Raw genomic sequence first — 18,201 nt, 5'->3', positions numbered from 1 at the left:
ATGTTTGCGCGAAATATATGACCGAGTGATTAAATCCGGTCATTCGCTTTCGCAACACGTTCGACGAAGTCTTGCGCATTGATCTCGCCGATCACCCGCACATCGGCGCGTTCGGAGCCGTCCTTGCCGAAAAACATCAACGCGGGTGGGCCGAACAATTTGTAGCGGTCGAGCAGGGTGCGTTGCTCGGCGTTGCTGGCGGTGATGTCGAAGCGAATCAGGCGATAACCCTTCAGCCCTTCGACGACTTTGGCGTCGTTGAGGACTTCGTGCTCGATGACTTTGCAGCTGATGCACCAGTCGGCGTACCAGTCCAGCAGCAGCGGGGCGCCAGACGTTTTGGCTTCGGCGAGGACACGGTCGAGGTCGCCAGGCGTGGTGACGGTTTGCCAGGTGCTAATGTTTGGCGCCTTTGTATTAGCGACAACCGTGCGCGGCTGGCCAATGGGATTGAGTGGGTCAGTCTGGCCGCTGAACGCGCCGTACCAACAGGCCAGGGCATAAAACACCAGGAACATCCCCAGTAATTGCCCGAGGCGTTTTCGAGGAGGTTTGTAGACGAACTCCAGCGCGCCCATGAACAAACCGACGCCACCGGCCAGCAAACCGATCAACAACAAGGTGATCTGGCCCGGTATCACTCGACTGAGCAAACCCACCGCCAACCCCAGCAGCAGCACGCCAATCGCATTCTTCACGTAAACCAGCCATGGCCCGCTTTTCGGCAACCAGGCCGCGCCGCCTGTGGCCACCAGCAACAGCGGCGCGCCCATGCCCAGGCCAAGCACAAACAGTTTCAAGCCGCCGCCCAAGGCATCGCCGCTGGCGCTGATGTACAGCAACGCACCGGCCAGTGGCGCCGAAACGCAAGGTGAAACCAGCAGGCTGGAAACCACCCCCAGCACCGCCGCGCCCCACAACGAGCCGCCTTCGGTGCGGCCGGCAATCCGGTCCAGTCGGCTGCTGATGAAGTGCGGCAGCTTCAGTTCGAAGACGCCGAACATCGCCAGCGCAAACACTGCAAAGAACGTCGCGAACGGCACCAGCACCCAGGCCGATTGCAGTCGCGCCTGAAGATTAAGCTGCGCGCCGAACATGCCCATCAACGCGCCGAGCAAGGCGAAACACGCGGCCATCGGCAGCACATACGCCAACGACAGATTGAAACCGCGCAGCCCACCAACCTGGCCGCGCAACACCACGCCGGAAAGAATCGGCAGCATCGGCAGTACACAAGGCGTAAACGTCAGGCCCAGGCCGGCGAGGAAGAACAGCGCCAGTTCGCGCCAGCTCCAGCTCACCGTGGTGATAGCGACCTTGTCGGTAACCACCGCGCCGCTGCCATCAATGCTCAACCGCTCGGTTTCCGGCGGATAGCACAGGCCTTTGTCGGCGCAGCCCTGATAAGTCACCGCCAGGGTGAACGCCCGTTGATCGGTACGCGGCAGCTCTACATCGAGAATCCCGTGGTACACCTCGACGTCGCCGAAGTACTCATCGTGCTTCTTTTCCCCGCTGGGCAGTTGCGCAGCGCCCAGGGCGACATCCGCCGGATCGGCGCGAAACTGGAAGCGATGGCGGTAGAGGTAATAACCCTCGGTGGCGACGAAGCGCAGCTTGATCGATTGCGGCGTGCTGTCTACCAGGCTCAGTTGAAAGGCTTCGCGCACCGGCAGGAAATCGGCGCTGTTGTTGATCGAGCCCAGGGTCGAACTGGGTCGATTGTCCAGTAACCCCGTGGCGGAGGCCGGCAGGGCGAGCACAACAAGCAGCAGGCAGAGCAAACGGCGCATGACAATCTCGCGTATCGGAAGTGGGGGCATGATAGCGGACAGTCGGCGGGTGTGCAGGGCCTGGAATTTTGTGGTGTTTGTTCTGGCGCTTTCGCGAGCAAGCCCGCTCCCACAGGGGAACGCATTCCAAGTGTGGGAGCGGGCTTGCTCGCGAAAGCGGTGTATCAGACGCGAAATGCCTGAACGGCCGTATGCAACCTTCCGCCCAGCACCAAAAGATTCTCCCCTTGCTCACGCCCTTGACCGATCCTCAGCAAGTTATCCCCACCCAACTGGTGAATCCGCTCGCTGTGATCGCGGATCTCGCTGACCGCACCACTCTGTTGCGCCGTGACATCGGCAATGCGCACCGCCGTGTCGGCAATGGTCTGGATCGCCCCGACGATTTTATCCAGCGCGCCGTCTGCCGCTTGCGCCTGGTTGGCGGTGGCTTCGGCGTGTTCGACCTGGGCGCGCATACCTTCCACCGATTGCCGCGCCGCAGTTTGCAGGCCGGCGATCAAGGTCTGGATCTCCGCTGTGGCGCCGGCGGTACGTTGTGCCAGCGAGCGCACTTCTTCGGCGACCACCGCAAAACCACGGCCCATTTCCCCGGCGCGCGCCGCTTCAATCGCCGCGTTCAGCGCCAGCAGGTTGGTCTGGTCGGCGATCGAACGGATCACCGTCAATACGCCGCCGATGGTCGCCGATTCTTCGGCCAGGTGTTCGATCATCTGCGCGTTGCCTTGCACTTCGCCCACCAGCGCATGTAACCCGGTGAGGCTCAGGCCGATGACTTTCTGCCCTTGTTCCACCGCCAGCCCGGCATTGCGACTGGCGTCGGCAGCGTGGCTGGCATCGCCGGCCACTTGCTGGATGGTGGCTTCCAGTTCGCCGAGAGAGTCGCGGATCAGTGCCGTGTCGCCGGCCTGATGTTCGGCGCCGCTGTGCAGGTCGTTGCTCAGCTCGGCCAGGGTGCGACTGCTGCCGGCGACCTGCTCGGCGTTGAGGCGAATGGTCCCCACCAGATCCACCAGATAGGCGCGCAAGCGGTTAAGCGAAGCCTGGATGTCATGCAATTCGCGGTTGGTCTTGCCCAGTTGAATGTCCTGGCTGAAATCGCCCTCGGCCCAGGTCGACAGCGCGGGCGCCAGGTTGGTCAGGGTTCGGGCCAGGCGTCGTTGCAAGGTGTCGATCAACAGCGCGATCAGCAAAATCAGGCCGATCATCACCCCTTGCATCAAGCGAACTTCGCCCTGGATCTGCCCGTGTTGGGCGCGCACCACCGGTTCCAGGCCAGCAATGGCTTGTTGCACGGCGGTGATTTTGGTGTGCGTCGCGGCACTCAGATCGGCACGTTTTTGAATCTGATCCCGGGTGCGTGCCAGCTCCGCCGGGTAACGGGTGAGCAGGCTGTTGAGTTCGCGCTTGAGGCCGACACCGGCATCTTCGGCCACGACTTTCTCAGTGTTCTCCAGACCCATCAGCGAGGCGAAGTCATCGGTGCTCGATTCGCTGCTGGTGGTCACGCCGAGCAACGGCAAGGCGTCCAGTTTTTCGGCCTGGGTGCGGATGTTGGCGACTTCGCGCTCGACGTCGGCGGCCAGTTCACTGCGCCCGCTGCTGACCAGTTTGTCCCGAGCCAGGGACAGCTTGCCCAAGTGCTGGGAGGCGGCGAGCAACGGCGCCAGATACGTCGCGTTGGCGCTGGCGTATTGGCTGAGCTGGTCGAGGCTGGCGCCCAATTCCCGTTCCGCCTGCAGCAACAGCGCTTGCGGATCGCCCGCGAGTTTGCCGGCGGCCAGCAGGTCGGTCTTGCTGAATTCTTCCAGGCTCGACAGGCTTGGACGCAAGGTTTCGGCCAGGGCCGGGGGCAGTTCGGTAAGTTCTTTTTGCAGACCGTCGATGGCCTGGCTGGCGCTGCTCAGGCGCAAGGCATCGCCGCTGGACAGGTAATCCTCGACGTTGCGCGCCACTTCATTTTGAAATTGCTGGGACAGGCCCAAGTAGCGCTCCATCAATAGATAGGGGCGTTCCAGGGCTTTTTGCGACCACCACAGCGTGGCGCCGAGGGCGACACACACGGCGACAAGCAGGAGGGTATTGAGATTGGTCAGCAGCTTCAGGCGCATGGCGGGTCTACCAACGGCAGAATGGTAAGCGCCTGAATTTATTGCGTTTGTGTTACAGGGTTATGACCGACTCGGTGGTTTCCGATGAAAAAGTGGCACTTTGCTTTGACGCCCGCGCTGCTTGCACACGATTGCGTCCGGCGTCCTTGGCGCGGTACAGCGCCTCGTCAGCCTGGCTGGCCATCATCAGACTGTCGGAATCTTCCCGCAACTCGACTACTCCGGCGCTGAAGGTGCACCAAAGGTCCTGCGGCTGGGCCGGGTAATGAATTTCGGCAAAGCGCTGACGGATTTCATCCAGCACCTTGTGGGCCGATTCGACATCGGTGTCCGGCATGACAATGGCGAATTCTTCGCCGCCGTAACGGCCAATGAAATCAGTCTTGCGCAGCCTCTGCTTGAGGAACAGCGCTAGGCTCTTGATCACCCGGTCGCCCATGGGATGGCCGTGGCTGTCGTTGACCCGTTTGAAGTGGTCGATGTCGAGCATCGCAAAGCTCAGCGGCTTGTTCTCGCGGCGGGCGCGGAACGAGCAGTCTTCGAGCAATTGCAGAATGTGGGTGTGGTTGTACAAACCGGTGAGGCTGTCGCGGACCATCCGCGCCTTCAAGTTGCGCGCACGGGCCGCGCGGTTGCGCACGGTGGTGATCAGGTGCCGGGGCTTGATCGGTTTGGTCAGAAAGTCATCGCCGCCCTCGCTCATGGCGTCGAGTTGCTTGTCCAGGTCGTCTTCGGCGGACAGGTAAATGATCGGCACGCTGACATAACGGTCGTTGTGGCGGATCACCTTGGCCAGTTCCGTACCCGTGCAGGCCGGCATGTACATGTCGAGGATGATCAGGTCGGGCTGGAAATCCGCCAGTTCGGCCATGGCCTGGATCGGTTCGATCAAGGTCCGCGTGACGATCCCGGCGCTATTGAGCAGGCGCTCGGTGTGCAAGGCCTGGGCGCGGGAGTCGTCGATGATCAGCACTTTATACGGTTCGTACTGGGCGACGCAGGTCAGGACTTCGATCTTCTCCAGCAGGCTCGACGCTTCGAGGGTGCCTGTGAGAAATTCCTGGCCGCCGGCGCGCACGGCGGCGAGTCGGGTCGGGGTGTCGGTTTCGTGCAGGCTGAAGAACAACAGCGGCAAGGGTTCGTCGAGACCGACCTGGGCTTCGGCGGCCAGTTTCAGGCCGATGCCGGGACCGCTGAAGTCCACGTCCATGACAATCGCCGCCGGCAATCGCTCGACCATCGAGGAACGGAACGCCGACACGCTGTCCAGGGACTGGGCGCTGAGCCCGAAGAATTCCAGTTGTTTGGCCAGCCGCTCGGCGCGATCGTGATCTTGCAGCATCACGTAGATCGGCTTGCGCAGGGGTGGCAGGAACGTCTGGTCCAGTTGATCGCCGTGACGCAGTCCGGTGCGGGACAGGCGCTGCATCAAACGGTTGAGGTCAGTGATCAGGCCGCTGCTCAGGCGTCCGCGATTGGCGTCCACGGCTTCCAGCGACTGGCCGATATAGCGCGCCAGCTGCGAGTGTTCCGGTTGTTCGAAGCGCTCGGCAAAACGCAGCAGGCGCAGGTTGGCCTCGCTCAGCTCGGACAAATCGGTTGTGGACCACTCGCTGCGTTGCAGGCGCTGCCATATCTCAAGAATCTGACGTGCCTGATGAATTACCCGCTGGGCAAAGTGGTGCTTGAGGCGCTCACGGCTGGGGTCTTCTGGCTCGGTCATATCCTGACTACTAGTTAGGGTGCATGCTGAGATCGACTGGTGGCTCTATGCTAGCACCTCTTTTCCGTAACATGAGTGTCGTACGTCAATAATCTGCAAAGCGACCGCATTCAGTTCCTGACCATTCGGTCGCGCAGGCTTCATGTAGCAGCTGACGAAGCCTGCGTTCGGCGGCGAAGCCGTCGTGAAATCAGGCCGCTCGGTGTTTCAGGAAGACCTCGCACTCAGGGTTTACGACGGCTTCGCCGCCGAACGCAGGCTTCGCCAGCTGCTACAAGGCCCGTCCTTCATTTATAGTGGCGCCTCGATCAATGCGATTGTAGGGCTCGCTGTTTCCCGCAGGATTCAGGTGCGGTAAAAAGCGGCACGATGGCGTAGGGTTGTGGTCGAACCGATGAACTCAAGTGATTGAAAGGATATCGCCATGCTGGACTGGAAGAACCGCGCGGGCAGCGCACCTGAACGTGCCGCTGAACCGAAATCGGCCACCCGCAGCTACGTCAGCGGCCTGTTGTTCAGCCGGGCGCTGGCCACTCTGATTGCCATTTACCTGTTGGTGACCATCGGCCTGGGCTGGTACTGGAGCGAAGAGCCTGCGCTGTTTCCGGTCCAGCAAAATGCCCAGGTCGCGGCCGAGAAGGATGGCCGGCAGATGGTCGTCGGCTACACCACGGTGGAAACCCTCAAGTCTGTTGCCGGTACGTTGCTGAACAAACCGGGCGGCTACATTTCCAACGACCGCTTCCCGCCGGGCCTGTGGATGGACAACATGCCGAGCTGGGAATATGGCGTGCTGGTCCAGGTCCGCGACCTGACACGCGCCCTGCGTAAAGACTTTGCGCGCTCGCAATCGCAATCGGCGGAAGACTCCGATCTGGCCAAGGCCGAGCCGCGCTTCAACTTCGATAACAAGAGCTGGGTGCTGCCATCCAGTGAGTCGGAATATCAGGAAGGCATCAACTCCCTGAGCCGCTATCAGGCGCGCCTGTCCGATCCGGCGCAGAAAAACGCGCTGTTCTATGCCCGCGCCGACAACCTGAACAACTGGCTGGGCGATGTCGGTACCCGTCTGGGTTCGCTGTCGCAACGCCTGTCGGCCAGCGTTGGCCGGGTCAAGCTCAACACTTCGCTGAAAACCGAAGTGGTGGTGCCGGGTCAGGTACCGCAGGTTGACGAAGAAATCGTCGAAACCCCGTGGATGCAGATCGACAACGTGTTCTATGAAGCGCGCGGTCAGGCCTGGGCCTTGTCCCACCTGCTGCGAGCCATCGAAGTCGACTTCGCCGACGTGCTGGCGAAGAAAAACGCCACGGTGAGCGTACGTCAGATCATTCGTGAGCTGGAGGCTTCGCAAGAGCCGGTCTGGAGCCCGATGATCCTCAACGGCAGCGGTTTCGGGGTGCTGGCCAACCACTCGCTGGTCATGGCCAACTATATTTCCCGGGCCAACGCGGCCGTGATCGATCTGCGTCAACTGCTCAATCAGGGCTGAGTCATGGTCGATAACGCCAATGAGGCCGCCCATCGCGCGGCCTCGGATGCCGAACAGATCGCCTGGGTCGACGAGCAGGACAACCTGCTCGGCGCCCTGGTCCGCAGCGATTTGCGCGAACGCGGGCTGATCGGGCGCGGTACCTACATCATGCTGTTCAACTCGGCCGGTGAACTCTGCGTGCATCGCCGCACCCTGAGCAAAGCCATTTATCCCGGTTACTGGGACGTGGCGGCGGGGGGCATGGTGCAGGCGAACGAGAGTTACGCCGAGTCCGCCGCCCGTGAGCTGGAAGAAGAGTTGGGCGTGAGCGGCGTGGAGCTGACCGCCCATGATCACTTTTTCTTCGAAGACACCGGCAATCGACTGTGGTGTTCGGCGTTTTCGGCGGTGTGGGACGGTCCTTTGATTTTGCAGCCGGAAGAAGTGCTCGAAGCACGCTTTATCCCGATCGATCAGGTGATGCTGGAAATCCAGCAAAAGCCTTATTGCCCGGACTCTTTGGCGGCGTTGAAGCGTTATCTGAAGGCTCAGCAAACCGGCGTCGCAAAAGAGGCATAAATTGGCGCCGATTGGCTCTTAGCAAGTCGGCTTTTTGCCGTTACACTGCGCGACCTTTTCAAGCTGAACCTGCTGTGCCTTTGTAGGAGCTGCCGCAGGCTGCGATCTTTTGACTTTGCTTTTGAATCAAAATCAAAAGATCGCAGCCTCGTTGCACTCGTCAGCTTCTACAGAGGATTTCTGGTTCAGTAGCGCTGCCCCTGCCTGAGTGGGGCTTCGCGGTCGATGGCACCTGCCCAGGTTGCCGCGGCCAGTCTTTGTCCTCCCAAGAGGATTGCCGGTGGCCAAAAAAGCCGCATCCTTCGCCGCCCTTGGTGGCCTGGTATTTTCCACCGACGCAGGTCGTCATTGCCCGGATTGCAGCAAACCGGTGGACGCCTGTATCTGCAAACAAACCGTGATCCCGGCCGGCGACGGCATTGCGCGCGTGCGTCGCGAAAGCAAGGGCCGTGGCGGCAAGACGGTGACCACCATCACCGGCGTGCCGTTGGCCCTCGACGAGCTCACGGCCCTGGCGACCACGTTGAAGAAACGTTGCGGCACCGGCGGTGCGTTGAAAGACGGCATCATCGAAATCCAGGGCGATCATGTCGAGCTACTCTTGACCGAACTGATCAAGCTGGGTTTCAAGGCAAAGAAGTCCGGCGGCTAGCAGCCTCTGTGAAAACCACCCTCGGCTTGATCCGGTCCTGACAGCAGGCCTGGCGTCGCCCACATGGTTTTCACAGAGCCTGTTCTGACTGGTTTCTAAACTCACTGCGGTCAACGAGGTCTATCCCTCGTTGACGAACCGTCATTTTCATACTTTAGACTGCGCCGGCCTGAACCCAGGCGACGCTCTATGACTTCTTTATAGGGGACTTCAATGTCCGTAAGACGCACACGCAAAGACGATGGCAGCCAATGGACAGTTGCGGACAGCCGCAGTGTTTACGGGATCCGCCATTGGGGGGCCGGATATTTCGCGATCAATGACGCCGGTCGCGTCGAAGTTCGTCCGAACGGTCCGACCAGTTCGCCTATCGACCTGTTCGAGCAAGTCGACCAGCTGCGCAAAAGCGGTTTGTCCTTGCCATTGCTGGTGCGTTTCCCGGATATCCTGCAAGACCGCGTGCGTCAGCTGACCGGCGCCTTCGATTCCAACATCGAACGCCTGGAATACCAGAGCAAGTACACCGCGCTGTACCCGATCAAGGTCAACCAGCAAGAAGCGGTGATCGAGAACATCATCGCCACCCAGGACGTCTCCATCGGCCTGGAAGCCGGCTCCAAGCCTGAGCTGCTGGCCGTATTGGCCCTGGCGCCGAAGGGCGGCACCATCGTCTGCAACGGCTACAAGGACCGCGAGTTCATCCGTCTGGCACTGATGGGCCAGAAACTCGGCCACAACGTGTTCATCGTGATCGAGAAAGAATCCGAAGTTGAGCTGGTGATCGAAGAAGCCGCCTCGCTGAAGGTCAAGCCACAAGTCGGCCTGCGCGTGCGCTTGTCGTCCCTGGCATCGTCCAAGTGGGCGGACACCGGTGGCGAGAAGTCCAAGTTCGGTCTGTCGGCGGCGCAACTGCTGTCGGTGGTCGAGCGATTCCGCGCTGCTGGCCTGGATCAAGGCATTCGCCTGCTGCACTTCCACATGGGCTCGCAGATCGCCAACCTGGCGGACTACCAGCACGGCTTCAAGGAAGCGATCCGCTACTACGGCGAACTGCGCAACCTCGGCCTGCCGGTGGACCACATCGACGTTGGCGGCGGCTTGGGCGTGGACTACGACGGTACGCACTCGCGTAACGCCAGTTCGATTAACTACGACATGGACGATTACGCCGGTGTCGTGGTCGGGATGCTCAAGGAATTCTGCGACGCGCAGAGCCTGCCGCACCCGAACATCTTCTCCGAGAGCGGCCGTTCCCTGACCGCCCACCACGCCATGCTGGTGGTGCAGGTGACCGACGTCGAGAAACACAACGACGACGTGCCGGTCATCGACAACAAGGAAGCGCTGCCGGAAACCGTGCAATGGCTGGTTGACCTGCTGGGCCCGACCGACATCGAGATGGTCACCGAAACCTACTGGCGCGCCACGCACTACATGAGTGACATCGCGACCCAGTACGCCGATGGCAAGCTGACCCTGGCGGAAAAAGCCCTGGCCGAGCAATGCTACTTTGCCGTGTGCCGCCGCCTGCACAACTCGTTGAAGGCCCGTCAGCGTTCGCACCGTCAGGTGCTCGACGAACTCAACGACAAGCTCGCCGACAAGTACATCTGCAACTTCTCGGTGTTCCAGAGCCTGCCGGACACCTGGGCCATCGGCCAGGTCCTGCCGATCCTGCCGCTGCACCGTCTCGACGAAGAGCCGATGCGCCGTGCGGTGCTGCAAGACCTGACCTGCGACTCCGACGGCAAGATCAAGCAATACGTCGACGAGCAGAGCATCGAAACCAGCCTGCCGGTCCACGGCTTGAACGAAGGTGAGGACTACCTGCTGGGGATCTTCCTGGTCGGCGCCTACCAGGAGATTCTCGGTGACATGCACAACCTGTTCGGTGACACCGACTCGGTGAACATCTACCAGAACGCGGATGGCAGCGTGTACCACGCCGGTATCGAAACCCACGACACCATCGAAGACATGCTGCGCTACGTGCACTTGTCGCCGGAGGAGTTGATGACTCACTACCGTGACAAGTGCGCCAGCGCGCGCATCACCGCGGCCGAGCGCACCCAGTTCCTCGACGCACTGCGCCTGGGCCTGACCCGTTCGTCTTACCTGTCTTCTTGAGGTAAGGCACCGTTCCCATCAGGTTGTCTGAAAATGTTCCGCACGCTGCGGAAATTTCAGATGACCTGGTGAGACACCTCTCTCTTTCCAAGCGAAATGACTGACATCAACGGCTATTAAAGCGATGTGGTCTTCTTTTCGCGTAGGTCATTTCCTAAGTTGTACTTCGGCACTCTACTCGGCCATGTCTCTCGGCGAGAATCCCCGGCCGCCCCTCCTGTAGAGAATCGCCGATGTTCGATCCAGTCAACGAGCCGTCCTTTCGGCTGGATGTAGCGGGCCTGCCCGACGCCTTTGAGGTCCTGGCCTTTACCGGCAGTGAAGCCATTAGCGAGCCGTTTGAGTTCGAGGTGGATCTGCTGATCGATGACCCGAGCCTGGACCTTGCCAGCCTGTTGTATCGTTCGGCGTTCTTGCAGTTTGAAGACTCCGGAAATGGTATCCACGGGCAATTGCATCAACTCGTCCAGCGTGAGCATGGTGTGTTGTCCCGGCTGTGCCGTGTGCGTCTGCGGCCGAAACTGGCGTGCTTGGCCCAGCGCTTCAGCCAGCGCATTTTCAGTGCGCGTTCGGTGCCGCAGATTCTTGGTCAAGTGCTCAAGGAGCACGGCATTGCCGGCAAGGATTGGCGGCTGGAGTTGAGTGGTGATTACCCGGCCCGTGATTACTGCACGCAATACCGCGAATCGGATTTGCAGTTTTTCCAGCGCTTGTGCGCCGAGGAACGCCTTCACTACCATTTCGAGCATTCCCGTCGTGGGCATTGCCTGGTTGTCAGTGACGATCACAGGTTGTCACGCCGGGCTGAGACGCTGGTGTTCCAGGACGAAACCCTGTGTCGGTTCGAGGTGCAACTCGGCGTGAAAGCGGTGCCGGTGGCTGAGGGCCGAACAGACCTGACGACCTTGCGCGCCGGTCAGTTGCTGCCACTGGCCGGGCATCCGGTCAGCGAGTGGAATGACCTGTGGCGACTGATCAAGGTCGAGCATCAGGGCGGACAGGAATCGCTGTTTTCCTATTCCAACACGATCCGCGCCGTGCCCTGGGAGGCACCCTGGGTGGCGACCAAAGGGCCTGCGAAACCGCGGATGCTCAGCTTGCAAAGGGCCTGGGTCGTCGATGTCGAAGAGGTGCATCCCGATCCGTCGCGGCCGGTGGCAGTGCAATTCGACTGGCTCTATCAGGGCGAAGGGGCAAAACCCGGTCACTGTTGGTTGCCGTTGGCCCCGGAGCTCAAAGGCACGGCGCAATGGCGAGCGGGGGCCGAGGTGGTGGTCAGTTTCATCGAAGGCGACCCGGACCAACCGCTGATCACCGGGCTGCTTCAGCGCCCGCCAGCCGTTGAAGTCATTGAAGTGCCACCTCCTGAGTCTCAAGGCCCCGACGGCTTGCTGGCCTTGCTGCAATCCAGCGAGCCCTTGGTGCTGCTTTGCCTGCTGCCCGGCGGCGGAAGTTTCAGCCATTGCCGGGAGCAGGTCTGCACCTGTCGGGCGGCGATGTTGTTTGGTCAGAGCGGTGCGGCATGATCGGCGTACAGACGCCTGACCCGACCCCGCAATGGCTGTTGCTGGATGTGCCCGGTGCACCCCAGGCGGCGGCAACGTTGTTGCAGCAATTCAGCGATGTCCGCTGGTTCTGGTTGTTCGAAGGGACGGAGGTGCACAGCTTGCGTGAGCAGGGCCCCGTGCTGGTGGAGTTGCGGGATTACCCGGCGCTGCTCGAGTTTTGCTACAGCGAGCCGCATACCTGGCAAGGCCTGTTGTTGGTCAGCGAGGCGCCGGCGGCGCAGCTGCTGGCGCACTTGCGACGCATGCTCACGGTGACGTTCGGCCTGCATCACCGGGCGTTGCTGAGCTATTACAACCCGCAATGCGCCAGTTACTTCTTCGATGCCTGTGATGCCGAGGAACTGAGTCGCTGGCTCGGCCCGATCAGCCAGTTGCGCTGGTTCGGTGGCACCTGGGCTGACCGGGCGATTGGCAGTCAGGGCTGGCAGCAACTGCTTAATCCCGGGCTGGCCGTCACCCCGTTGGCGGTCGAACAAACCCTCAGCCTTCGCCAGCGGGAAAAACTGCAAACCTGCCTGTTGGAGCAACACACCTGGCGCTGGAGTCGATCCACCGGCACTGATTACAACCGCTTGTGGTCCCATGTGCAGGAAGGCCTGGCGCTGGGTTTCAGCGAGCGCCCGGTGCTGGATGGCTGGTTGTGGCTACGCTTGCAGCATCCCGGCGCATTGCCCGCGCAGACATTGCAGGGGCTGACCCAGCAGGAACGGCTCGATCACCTGCGCAACCTGTGGCAGGGCGATCAACCCTGATCAAGAGGATTCATCCGCATGGCGAGCGCAATCCGCAGGTTGTTCAGCGTTTTGATGGGCGGTGTTTTGCTGGCGGCGATCAGCGCGTGCTCGCCGCTGAAAATGCTCAATGCCCTGACACCCGACGGCAGTTTCGACAAGACCGAAGGCATTGCCTATGGCAGTGATCCACGGCAGAAACTCGATGTGTATGTGCCCCGGCATCCCGTGGAAAACGCCCCGGTGGTGGTGTTTTTCTATGGCGGCAGCTGGAACAGCGGTTCGCGCAGCGACTACAGCTTTGTCGGCGAGGCGCTGGCGTCCCGAGGGATCGTCGCGGTGCTGGCGGACTATCGGCTGTATCCGCAGGTGCGCTATCCGTTGTTTCTCGAGGATGGCGCCAAAGCCGTGGCCTGGACCCATGAACACATTCGCCAGTTCTCCGGTGACCCGAAACGGTTGTACCTGATGGGCCACAGTTCCGGGGCCTACAACGTGGCGATGCTGGCGCTGGACCCGCAGTTGCTGGGGGCGGTGGGCATGTCGCCGGGGGATCTCAGCGGTTGGATCGGCCTGGCCGGGCCGTATGATTTCCTGCCGATCCAGAATCCCGAGGTGCGCCCGGTGTTTTTCTGGCCGGACTCACCGCCGCAATCCCAGCCGATCAATCACGTCAGTCACGGTGCACCGCCGGCCTTGTTGATCGCTTCGAGGGACGATGACGTGGTCAACCCGACCCGCAACACCGGTGGTCTGGCGAGCAAACTGCGCGCGGCTGGGGTGCCGGTTCAGGATCGGTATTACTCCCGTACCGGCCACGCCACGCTGGTGGCGACGCTGTCCCGGCCCATGCGCGGTTTGGCGCCGGTGCTGGACGAGGTCACCGCCTTCATCAAGGCTACGCCGACTCAGTGAGCACGGCCGGTAAACCAGCCATCGTTCTTGCGCAAATACCAGGCAAATGCACCGAGGGTCAGGCTGCGCAGCAACATGAACAGCAGGAAGGTTATCCACAGCCCATGATTGCCCAGGCCTTGCAGCGCCCAGGCGAAGGGCAGCAACAGCAGCACCGTCAACAGCATACCGTTGCGCATTTCCCGGGCGCGGGTGGCACCGATAAACAGGCCGTCGAGCAAATAGCTCCAGACCGCAAGCAGCGGCAGGGCGGCGAGGTAGGGCAGGTAGATGAACGCGGTGTCGCGCACGGTCTGGATGTTGGTTTGCATCTCGATAAACAAGTGCCCGGCGAACAGGAACAACGTGGCAAAGCCCAGGCTGGCGATCAATGACCAACCGGCGGCCACCACCAATGAACGGCGCAACGACTCGCGATCCCGGGCGCCGATAGCGTGGCCGCACAAGGCTTCCACAGCGTGGGCCAGGCCATCGAGGGCGTGGGCGGTCAGCAACAATCCGTTGAGCAGCAGCGCGTTGGCGGCGACCGTGGCATCACCCAGTCGCGCGCCTTGCACGGTGATCAGGAAAAACACCGATTGCAGCGCGAGGCTGCGGATGAAGATGTCGCGGTTGACCGCCAGCAACGGGCGCCAGCTCTGCCACAGCGCCAGGGCGGCCCAGGCGATATGGCCGGGATAGGCGCGCAGGGCTTTGCGGGTCATGAGCAGGCCGATGAGTGCGCCGGTCCACTCGGCGATCACTGATGCACGCGCCGCGCCGACCACGCCCCAGTCCAGTCCGAGGACAAACCACAGGTTCAGTGCGATGTTCACCAGGTTGGTGCCCAGCAGAATCGCCAGCGGCGCCCGGGCATTCTGGGTGCCGAGGAACCAGCCGACCAACGCATAACTGGCCAGCGCGGCGGGCAGGCCAAATAATCGGGTGTGGAAAAACTCCCGGGTCAGTTGATCCAGCTCTGCCGAGGGCTGCATGAAATGCAGCGCGACGCCGCTCAACGGAATCCCCGCCGCCCCCAGCACGATGGCCAGTCCCATCGCCAACAACAGACCCTGCAACAAAATCTGCCGCAACGCCGCGCCATCCTCGCGCCCTGCTGCTTGGGCGGCGAAACCCGTCGTGCCCATGCGCAGAAAACCCATGCCCCAGGCCAGAAAGGTATACAGGCTGGCGCCCATCGCGACGGCGCCCAATTGATGGGCGTGGGGCAAGTGACCGATGACGGTGCTGTCGACCAGCGCCACCAGCGGTACGGAAATATTCGAAAGGATCATGGGCGCGGCGAGTGCCCAGACCTTGCGGTGGGTCGGGCGGTCGCGCCAGTCGGCGATCAGGTTGGACATGCGGGCTCCTTGGGGGAGCGGGCATTGTAGCGATACATCTGATTCCGCAGGGATCCATTGTGGGAGCGGGCTTGCTCGCGAAGGCTGACTGACATCCGACATTTAAGTCGCCTGGCACACCGCTTTCGCGAGCAAGCCCGCTCCCACAGGGGAGATTGGCGGTGTTAGTGGATTATCCAGCTAAGCAACCAAAGCCCCAGCAACAACCAGATAATCCCCATGATGATCGACGCATTCATGAACGCCCGGATCGCCGACCACAACAGCATCAGCCCGAGGATCAGCGCGATGATGCTGATGATCGACGTGTCCATGCCCAGTGCCCGGGACAGCCCTTCGACAAAGTTGCCGCCGGCGTGGCTCAGGATGTTGAACAGGCCACTGAGGCCGTCGACGATAAAGCGGATGACCGAACCGAGTGCCTGGCCGAGCCATTCGAAAAAACTTTCTACCTGCATGTGGGCGTCCTGATGAAAGTGGTGGCAAGTTTGCCGCGCCAGACTTGGGCCATGGATCGCGGTGCCGAGTTCCCTTCTAGCATAGAGGGTTTGCCTTGCACCTGTGGGGGCGGGCTTGCTCGCGAAGGCGGCACATCCAACATCGATGTGACTGACCAACCGCTTTCGCGAGCAAGCCCGCTTCCACAGGAAAAGCCTTCAATCTGTGCCGCTTGCCTTCATTGCCCATCCCCCCGAAGCTATACGCCTTCAGGAGAGCCCGATGAACCTTGTTGAACTGACCGAACGCCTGCACGCCATTCGTGACCGCAATGATTGGCGGCAATTTCACAGCCCGAAAAACCTGGCCATGGCCGCGAGCGTGGAAATGTCCGAGCTGGTGGAAATCTTCCAGTGGCTGACCGAAGACCAGTCGCGCCAGTTGTCGGCGGACAAACTGGCGCATGCCGGGCAGGAAGTCGGCGACATCGTGCTCTATCTATTACTGTTGTGCAGCGAGCTGGGGTTGGACATGAACGAAGTGGTGCGCAGCAAACTCGCGGACAGCGAACGGCGGTTCAGCTGATGAGCGACCGTCATTTCGATCAGTTGGCGACCCGCTTCGCCGAGAAAATCTACGGCGGGGCCAAAGGCGCGATCCGCCTGGCGGTGCTGCAAGCCGACCTCGCCGAAACCCTGCCTGACCGCCCGCTGCGGGTGCTGGACATCGGCGCTGGCCTGGGCCACATGTCGTTGTGGCTGGCCCAGCGCGGGCATGACGTTACCCTCGCCGAACCGGCCGCGCCGATGCTCGAAGGCGCTCGCCAGCGTTTCGCTGACGCTGGGCAGCACGCGACCTTCATCCAGGCGCCGTGGCAGGATTTGCTCGGCCAGCTCACCGAACCCTACGACCTGGTGCTGTGCCACGCCGTGCTGGAATGGCTGGCCGAACCTCACGCGATCCTGCCGGTGTTGCATCAGCTCACCACCAAGGATGGCTGGTTGTCCCTGGCCTTCTACAACCGCGACGCGCTGATCTACCGCAACCTGCTCAAGGGCCACTTCCGCAAGATGCGCAAGAACGACATGGCTGGCGAGAAGCAGAGCCTGACCCCACAGCAGCCACTTGATCCACGAGAACTGGCGGCGCAACTTGAAGGTATGTGGCAGGTCGAAACCCAGAGCGGGGTGCGGGTTTTTCACGACTACATGCCGGTGGAATTCCAGGCCCGCGCCGAACTGGTGGACTTGCTGGAAATGGAGCTGGCCCACCGTCGTCACCCAAGCTTTGCCGGGCTTGGGCGCTATTTGCACTGGATCTGCCGGCCGATCTGATCGGAGAACGAAATGAAAGCGCGTTCAGGGTTATTGCTGATGTGTCTGGGGTTGGCGGCCTGCCAAGGCAGCAACCCGTATGTGGCGACATCCAACCCCTTGCCTCCGGCGCCACCGCAAGCGGCGAATACCTTTGACCGCAGCGCTTATCCGGCGCCACCCCGGGATTACGGGCGCTACCGCAGTTGGGCCTGGCTTAACGGGCAACTGCCGCCGGGCTCGGCCTGGGCGGATTCGGCGCAGGTGGCTGAAGCGGTGAGCAATGCCCTCGATCAGCGCGGCTTGCGCCCATTGCACGACAATCGCCCGGCGGACCTGTTTGTCAGCGCCAACCTGCACCTGGAAACCCGCTTGCGCCAGGTTCAGGATGACTACGGTTATTACGGCGGCGGTTATGGCGGCTACAACCGTTACGGCGGTGGTTACGGCATGTACAACAGCGTGCCGATCGTCCGTACTTATCAGGAACAGGTTGTGGTGGTGCGGGTCGATCTGTTCGACGCGGGCACTGGCCAGCCGGTCTGGAGCGCCAGTGCCGAAACCGCCAGCCAGGGCAATCAAAGTCAGCGCGCCGATGCGATTCGGGAGGCTGTGGAAAAGGCAATGTCGGCGTATCCTCCCAGTTAGCTTCTTGTAGATAAGAAGCATTCCCATGGTTCTTGTCTTCCAACGGAGAATTATCATGTTCCGCCCCCTCGCTTTACTGGTCGTGGCCGTGCTGCTCAGTGCCTGTGCGGCCCACCAGGTCAATCATGACTTCGATGCCAGCCGCGACTTCGCCGCCTATCGCAGCTGGAGCTGGAAAGAACCCGCCCTGCAATACCGCCCCGATGACCCACGGATCAAGAGCGATCTCACCGAACAACGGATTCGCCAGGCCGTGGCCGATCAACTGGATCAACGCGGCTTGCGCCCGGCCGCTGCGGGCGGTAAGGGTGACGTGAGCGTGCAGGCCTACCTGATTGTCGAAGACCGCCAGCAACAAGTGACCACCAATTACGGCGGCGGTTGGGGCGGTCCGTGGAATGGTTATTGGGGCGGGCCGATGTACAACGAAACCCGCAACATCAGCTACAAAGTGGCGACCATCCAGATCGACCTGCTCGACGGCAAGGACGGCAAACTGGTGTGGCGCGGCAGCGATGAGCAAATGCTCAGCAGCACCCCCAACCCGACGGACCGCAGCAATGCCGTGCGCGAAACCGTAAGCCGGATCCTGGCCAACTACCCACCGCGCTAAACACCGCCATTCAATGTGGGATCTGTGGTGACTGACAAACCGCTTTCGCGAGCAAGCCCGCTCCCACAGGGGATTTGCGCCGTACGCTGATTCCGTGTCCACCAAGATCCAATGTGGGAGCGGGCTTGCTCGCGAAGACGGCAGCACATTCAACAGGGATGTGACTGACAAAC

16 protein-coding genes are annotated in these 18,201 nt (G+C 61.5%); 11 read left to right on the top strand and 5 right to left on the bottom strand.

What is annotated here, in order from left to right:
* Positions 1 to 29: 29 nt before the first annotated feature.
* From ACIQY3_RS14960 to gcbA, 3 genes are all read right to left on the bottom strand, one after another.
* A complete protein-coding gene (locus tag ACIQY3_RS14960) occupies positions 30 to 1,793 on the bottom strand; it encodes a protein-disulfide reductase DsbD (protein WP_403020635.1) in 1,764 nt (587 codons plus the stop codon).
* 164 nt (positions 1,794 to 1,957) lie between these two features.
* Complete coding sequence (locus ACIQY3_RS14955; RefSeq protein WP_403020899.1) at positions 1,958 to 3,001, bottom strand: methyl-accepting chemotaxis protein; 1,044 nt, start codon at positions 2,999 to 3,001, stop codon at positions 1,958 to 1,960.
* A 955-nt stretch (positions 3,002 to 3,956) separates the two neighbouring features.
* A complete protein-coding gene (gene gcbA / locus ACIQY3_RS14950; protein ID WP_403020632.1) occupies positions 3,957 to 5,627 on the bottom strand; it encodes a diguanylate cyclase GcbA in 1,671 nt (556 codons plus the stop codon).
* Positions 5,628 to 6,051: 424 nt separating this feature from the next.
* On the opposite strand from gcbA, the gene ACIQY3_RS14945 reads away from it, so the two are divergent.
* The 7 genes from ACIQY3_RS14945 to ACIQY3_RS14915 all read left to right on the top strand — a co-directional run bounded on the left by ACIQY3_RS14945 (position 6,052) and on the right by ACIQY3_RS14915 (position 13,673).
* Positions 6,052 to 7,119, top strand: a complete 1,068-nt coding sequence (locus ACIQY3_RS14945; RefSeq protein WP_123402342.1) for a DUF2333 family protein — start codon at positions 6,052 to 6,054, stop codon at positions 7,117 to 7,119.
* Positions 7,120 to 7,122: 3 nt separating this feature from the next.
* Positions 7,123 to 7,680 carry an NUDIX hydrolase gene (locus tag ACIQY3_RS14940; RefSeq protein ID WP_403020628.1) on the top strand — a complete coding sequence of 186 codons (558 nt, stop codon included), beginning with the start codon at positions 7,123 to 7,125 and terminating at the stop codon, positions 7,678 to 7,680.
* A gap of 280 nt (positions 7,681 to 7,960) precedes the next feature.
* Positions 7,961 to 8,332: a translation initiation factor Sui1 gene (locus ACIQY3_RS14935; protein ID WP_403020626.1), complete on the top strand. Its 372-nt coding sequence runs from the start codon at positions 7,961 to 7,963 to the stop codon at positions 8,330 to 8,332.
* Positions 8,333 to 8,545: 213 nt separating this feature from the next.
* Positions 8,546 to 10,459: an arginine decarboxylase gene (gene speA / locus ACIQY3_RS14930; protein ID WP_403020624.1), complete on the top strand. Its 1,914-nt coding sequence runs from the start codon at positions 8,546 to 8,548 to the stop codon at positions 10,457 to 10,459.
* A gap of 233 nt (positions 10,460 to 10,692) precedes the next feature.
* Positions 10,693 to 11,985 carry a contractile injection system protein, VgrG/Pvc8 family gene (locus ACIQY3_RS14925; RefSeq protein ID WP_403020621.1) on the top strand — a complete coding sequence of 431 codons (1,293 nt, stop codon included), beginning with the start codon at positions 10,693 to 10,695 and terminating at the stop codon, positions 11,983 to 11,985.
* On the top strand, positions 11,982 to 12,779 hold the full coding sequence (locus ACIQY3_RS14920) for a DUF4123 domain-containing protein (RefSeq protein ID WP_403020619.1): 798 nt from the start codon (positions 11,982 to 11,984) through the stop codon (positions 12,777 to 12,779). Before ACIQY3_RS14925 ends, ACIQY3_RS14920 begins: the two co-directional genes overlap by 4 nt.
* Before the next feature lie 18 nt (positions 12,780 to 12,797).
* Positions 12,798 to 13,673 carry an alpha/beta hydrolase gene (locus ACIQY3_RS14915; protein ID WP_403020617.1) on the top strand — a complete coding sequence of 292 codons (876 nt, stop codon included), beginning with the start codon at positions 12,798 to 12,800 and terminating at the stop codon, positions 13,671 to 13,673.
* On the opposite strand, the gene ACIQY3_RS14910 is transcribed toward ACIQY3_RS14915, so the two are convergent.
* Both ACIQY3_RS14910 and ACIQY3_RS14905 read right to left on the bottom strand, forming a co-directional pair.
* Complete coding sequence (locus ACIQY3_RS14910) at positions 13,667 to 15,016, bottom strand: MATE family efflux transporter (protein WP_403020613.1); 1,350 nt, start codon at positions 15,014 to 15,016, stop codon at positions 13,667 to 13,669. The genes ACIQY3_RS14915 and ACIQY3_RS14910 overlap by 7 nt on opposite strands.
* A 164-nt stretch (positions 15,017 to 15,180) precedes the next feature.
* Positions 15,181 to 15,474, bottom strand: coding sequence for a hypothetical protein (locus tag ACIQY3_RS14905; protein WP_123402334.1), 294 nt, complete (start codon positions 15,472 to 15,474; stop codon positions 15,181 to 15,183).
* Between the two features lie 262 nt (positions 15,475 to 15,736).
* On the opposite strand from ACIQY3_RS14905, the gene ACIQY3_RS14900 reads away from it, so the two are divergent.
* From ACIQY3_RS14900 to ACIQY3_RS14885, 4 genes are read left to right on the top strand one after another with little or no spacing between them, the layout of a single operon-like run.
* Positions 15,737 to 16,039 carry a MazG-like family protein gene (locus ACIQY3_RS14900; protein WP_223449972.1) on the top strand — a complete coding sequence of 101 codons (303 nt, stop codon included), beginning with the start codon at positions 15,737 to 15,739 and terminating at the stop codon, positions 16,037 to 16,039.
* Positions 16,039 to 16,788 (top strand): methyltransferase domain-containing protein, encoded by a 750-nt coding sequence (locus ACIQY3_RS14895; RefSeq protein ID WP_403020610.1) that lies wholly within the window; start codon positions 16,039 to 16,041, stop codon positions 16,786 to 16,788. The genes ACIQY3_RS14900 and ACIQY3_RS14895 overlap by 1 nt, the downstream gene beginning before the upstream one ends.
* 12 nt (positions 16,789 to 16,800) lie before the next feature.
* The gene (locus ACIQY3_RS14890) at positions 16,801 to 17,415 is read left to right on the top strand and encodes a DUF4136 domain-containing protein (protein WP_403020608.1); all 615 of its coding nucleotides are present in this window, start codon (positions 16,801 to 16,803) and stop codon (positions 17,413 to 17,415) included.
* Positions 17,416 to 17,470: 55 nt separating this feature from the next.
* Entirely contained in the window at positions 17,471 to 18,028 is a 558-nt protein-coding gene (locus ACIQY3_RS14885; protein WP_403020605.1) for a DUF4136 domain-containing protein, read from the top strand.
* The last annotated feature ends 173 nt before the right edge of the window (positions 18,029 to 18,201 follow it).

Origin of the sequence: Pseudomonas sp. NPDC096950 (assembly GCF_044762525.1) — a bacterium.
In the GTDB taxonomy this organism is placed as follows: Bacteria; Pseudomonadota; Gammaproteobacteria; order Pseudomonadales; family Pseudomonadaceae; genus Aquipseudomonas.
Note: the sequence above shows the minus strand (reverse complement) of the source record. Positions and strands in the feature narration are given on the sequence as shown.